This window comes from Streptomyces laculatispora, from assembly GCF_017353455.1.
In the GTDB taxonomy this organism is placed as follows: Bacteria; Actinomycetota; Actinomycetes; order Streptomycetales; family Streptomycetaceae; genus Streptomyces; species Streptomyces laculatispora.
Genome location: NZ_JAFMPZ010000397.1, coordinates 1 through 4,506, shown reverse-complemented (window position 1 = coordinate 4,506; position 4,506 = coordinate 1). Strand labels below are relative to the sequence as shown.

Below are 4,506 nucleotides of genomic sequence, written 5' to 3'. Positions count from 1 at the left end.
ATCAGACACGGTCCTCCGTGGGGGTGGTCGGGCGCAGCTCCTGACCGCCGAGTTCTCCCAGGCCCTGCGCCCGACCACCCCCACGGAGGACCGTGTCTGATCGTCCCACGCCGGTCGAGACCCTCGACCGGATCACCGCCGACGCGCTGACCCTGCGCACGGCCCTACGCACCAACGCCACCAACCACACGCACGCTCTGACTGAGCGGATCGCCGAGGCCCAAGCCCTCGCAGGCACCGCCCTGCAGCTGTTCCGCGACCTCGCACAGCTCACGCCGCAGACCGCATCGGCTGATCTTCAAATCCTTGACCGAGTCGCGCAGATCACCAAGGCCGCCCAAGACGCGGGCGCCGAACTGACCGCCGCTCTCGCCCGCGCCCTGGAGAACCAGCTCCGCCGAGACGATGTCTCGTCAGGACCGGTCGTACTCATCGGCCCCTCACCCCAGCAGTTCATCGAGTCGGCCACCAACCTCCTCGACCGCATCCCCACCCTCTACCGCCGCATATACCGCGACCAGGTGGCTTTCCCGGATACCCGCATGTGCTGCTCGCCTCGGGCGTGCCACAGGGGTACCGACGCGCTGGCGCAGGACGACCTTGGGCTGGCCACGTGATACTCGATCTCTTCGCGGGGCCGGGCGGCTGGAGCAGGGCACTGGGCGTCCGCGACGTCGGTCTGGAATGGGACGAGTGGGCCTGCAGGACCCGTTCTGCCGCCGGGCAGTTGACGGTACGGACCGACGTGGCGATGTATCCGACGTGGCCCTTCCTCGGTCGTACCCGCGGGCTGATCGCCTCCCCGCCGTGCCAGGCGTGGAGCATGGCCGGCAAGCGCCTCGGCCTGGTGGACCAGCCGCTGGTGCACGCGGCGGTCGAGGATCTGGCCGCCGGACGTGACACCCGCGAGCGCCTCCTCGCCACGTGCCGGGACGAGCGCTCCCTGCTCGCAGCCGAGCCCATGCGCTACCTGCACGCCCTGAACACGGTCGGCGAGCCCGACTGGGTCGCCATGGAGGAGGTGCCGGACGTCCTGCCTCTGTGGAAGCAGTACGCGGCCGTCCTGCGCGGATGGGGGTTCTCCGTCTGGTACGGGATCGTCAACGCCGCCGACTTCGGCGTTCCGCAGACCAGGAGGCGGGCGATCCTCCTCGCCTCCCGGGTCCGCACGGCACAGCCTCCCACTCCCACGCACTCCCAAGCCGCCGAGCCGGAATCACTGTTCGGGCCGGGCCGCGCCCGCTGGGTCAGCATGGCCGAGGCACTGGGATGGGGCGCGACCGACCGGCCCGTTCCCACCGTCTGTGCCGGCGGCGGACCCGGCGGCGGACCCGAACCGTTTCCGTCGGGCTCCCGCAAGACACTCTCCGACGCCCGGGAGCGCGGCACCTGGATGCCCCGGCCGGACGGCGTTGTCCTGCAGTCCCGCCGCGAAGGAGCTGGCTGGAAGGCACGGCACGGCACACGCGAGAACCGGGCCGCCGACGCTCCAGCTCCGACGTTCACCGCCGAGGCGCACCGCTGGTCCTGGTCCCTGCGCAGTAACAACCAGGCCAACGCCACTGTCCGGCCGCTGTCCGAGCCAGCAGGCACGCTGTTCTTCGGCCACCGGGCGAACGAGTGCACCTGGGTCGCCGAACCGGCCTCGGCTCCGACCAAGGACACGGACGAGAAGGACACGGACGCGCCGGCGGTGCCGGAGCCGATCCGGATCACCGCCCGCGAGGCCGGCCTCCTGCAGACCTTCCCCGCCGACTACCCCTGGGCCGGTAACAAGGGCCAGCAGTTCTCGCAGATCGGCAACGCCGTACCCCCGCTGCTCGCCGGCCACCTCCTCGCCCCGCACCTCGGCGTCACCCTCGACCCCGACGACTTCGCCCTCGCCGCCTGATGCCCCACGCACCCGAACCCGACGAAGACGACCTCGACGCCATCGCACCGCCGCAGCCGGTGTTCCACGTCGAGCAGGCCCTCCTCGGCGCCCTCCTCCTCGACCCGCACCGCCTCGGCGACGTGACCGGCATCGCTGCCGACTCCTTCTCCACCGCCGCGCACGCCGCCCTGTTCGCCGCGATCAGCACCCTGCCGCCGCCCGACCCCACCGAGCACGCGAAGGACACCAAATGGCTCAACCGCGTGCTCGCCACGGGACGTGGGCAGGCGCGCGGGCTGACCGCCTCGTACCTGCACACCCTCGTCCAGGTCTGCCCCTGGCCCCGCCACGCACCGGCCTACGCGCGGATGGTCGAGGCCGAACACGCCCGCCACCGTCTGCAGACGGCCGCCGAACGCCTCGTCCAGACCGTCCACGATGCCTCCCTCCCGCACCCCGTCCAGACGGTGCTCGCCGAGGCCGACACACTCGCCGCGGTCGTGGACGACATCACGAGCCGCTTCCCTCCGCGCGCCGGCGTCCTGCCCCGCACCCCGGCACCGCCGCCAGCCATCGCGCCCGACCACACCGAGGCGGTCGAGGAGGAGCAGCTGCTGCTCGCGACCGCCACCGCCCACCCCGCCGACATCCACTCCATCCGGTGGCTGCTCCCCGACGACCTCACCCTGCCGCTGCACGCCGGCCTGTGGCAGTGCCTGACCACCCTCGCCCACCGCCGCGAGCCCATCGACCCCGTCACCGTCTTGTGGGAGGCCCAGCAACGCGGTCTGCTGGACGACGGAAGCGAACCGCGCGATGTGCTCCGCCTGCTGGCCGAACCGGCTGGCTCCGTAGAGCACTGGGGCGAGCGCGCCCTGCAGCGTTCCCTCCTGGCCACCGCCGACCACACCGGCCGCCGCATCGAGGCGTACGCCGGCGACCCGGCGAACACCCCGTTCCAACTCGTCGTCGGCGCCCGCCGATCTCTCGCCGACATCGGCGCCGTGCGCACCCGCTGGCAGCACGCCACCGGAACGGTCCCGCCGCAGCGACCGCGCCCGGCGCCTACCACCCGCGCTGGCCCCCCGACCACCACGGCCGCGCACACCGCCCGCGCTGCGCGAGCAACCCGATAACACCCTGCATACGCCGGTGGCCGGCCCCGAACGTCCGGCCACCGGCAGAAGAGACGACACCCCAACGTGACTCCCCCCATCGACGCCCACGTCCGCCTCGACACCCACCCCACTCACCCCAGCGCCGTGACCGCCGTCCTGACCGGCACCCAGGCCCGCATCGCTCTCATGGGTCTGGAGGCAGCCGACTGGACCGTCGTCGCCGAGAACGTCCTGGTCCTGGTCCGCATCGACCATGAGGAGCCCTACAGGGCCCAGGACGCAGCCAAACATCTGTCCGCCGAAGGCATCACCGTCGAGATCACCCCTCGACTCCGAGAGGCCATGGACGAGGAATGGACTTGGGCCAACTACCCGATGCCCTGGTGCACCCGCAGCGAAATCCGCGAGGTCTCCAACGAGGCCCAGAAGATTCACGACGACATCCGCCACGGCCAGCTCCTCATCCACGCCCACGCCCACGACGGCCACACCACCGTCGCGGTCGGCACCTACCTCGGCCGCAACGGCAAGTCCGTCTACCTCCACGGCGAAGACCACCTGCGCCAGGTCGCCGACACCTTCGACTCACCCGCCCAGGCCCTACTCGCCTTCGAGAAGGTCCACGCCGCCGACATGCGTCCCGGCGCGGCGCCCCTGACCGACACCGAACGCGCCGCCGCCGAAGCCCGCGCCACCTTCGACCTCACCGCAGCCAAGCCCGAATTGTCCGGCCCGGAGTCGGAGACCGTTCCGGCCTACCTGGCCGATGCCGGCGACCACGACGCCCTGCTCGACGCCTTCCTGGATGCACACGGCGATTGGGAGAAGTGGCGGACCTGGTCGGATGACACGACCCACGCTATTCACGAGTCGCAGACCCTGCGTATCGAGCGCGTCCACGAAACCCTCGCCCACGAGACCGCGTGGACCGTAGCCGCCTACGAGACACCCGTCTCCGACCGCATGTGGGTCCTCACCGCGACCGGCGCCACCCCAGCCCCAGTGCTGCAGGAGCTGCTGACCCACCTCGCCGACGGCGACAGCTGGGACACAGCCATCGGCGCACCCGTGGACGAGAAGACGGTCACCGCAGCCACCCAGCCGCTCTCCGACGCCGGATGGAAGCACACCGTGGACGGGCGATGGATCCGCTGGACATCCCCCGACGGTGACGCAGGCGTCCAGTTCGACGCCTTCACCGCACAGCACCCGAGTCAGAACCCGGCCACCTGGACCGTCTGGGCCGGCCCCGGTCCGGACCGTCCCACCTGGGCCATCACCGCGTCCCCGCACACCCCGAGTTCGCTGCTGGCCGATCTCTCCGAGACCCTCGCCCACGAGACCGGCACGCGCCAGGCCCAGCCGGGCCGCGAGCACAGGACCCGCCTCGCCACCAGTGCGCCAGCCGCTCCGGCGGTCGCGGCCGGCCGAACCGCCAGCCGTTCACGCTGATCATCGGCGCACACGAGCGGGGCGACATAGCGCGGGATCGCCGGTTGGCCAAACTGGCGATCC

Annotated in this window: 4 protein-coding genes; all 4 read left to right on the top strand. The window is 71.7% G+C overall.

From position 1 onward, the window contains the following. Window positions 1-92 precede the first annotated feature (92 nt). The 4 genes from J1C73_RS20295 to J1C73_RS35780 all read left to right on the top strand — a co-directional run bounded on the left by J1C73_RS20295 (window position 93) and on the right by J1C73_RS35780 (window position 4,443). A complete protein-coding gene (locus J1C73_RS20295; RefSeq protein WP_207317661.1) occupies window positions 93-617 on the top strand; it encodes a hypothetical protein in 525 nt (174 codons plus the stop codon). Then, window positions 614-1,891, top strand: coding sequence for a DNA cytosine methyltransferase (locus tag J1C73_RS20290; protein ID WP_207317660.1), 1,278 nt, complete (start codon window positions 614-616; stop codon window positions 1,889-1,891). The genes J1C73_RS20295 and J1C73_RS20290 overlap by 4 nt, the downstream gene beginning before the upstream one ends. Next, complete coding sequence (locus J1C73_RS20285; protein WP_207317659.1) at window positions 1,891-3,009, top strand: DnaB-like helicase N-terminal domain-containing protein; 1,119 nt, start codon at window positions 1,891-1,893, stop codon at window positions 3,007-3,009. Before J1C73_RS20290 ends, J1C73_RS20285 begins: the two co-directional genes overlap by 1 nt. Window positions 3,010-3,075: 66 nt before the next feature. Then, entirely contained in the window at window positions 3,076-4,443 is a 1,368-nt protein-coding gene (locus J1C73_RS35780) for an SPDY domain-containing protein (protein WP_207317658.1), read from the top strand. The last annotated feature ends 63 nt before the right edge of the window (window positions 4,444-4,506 follow it).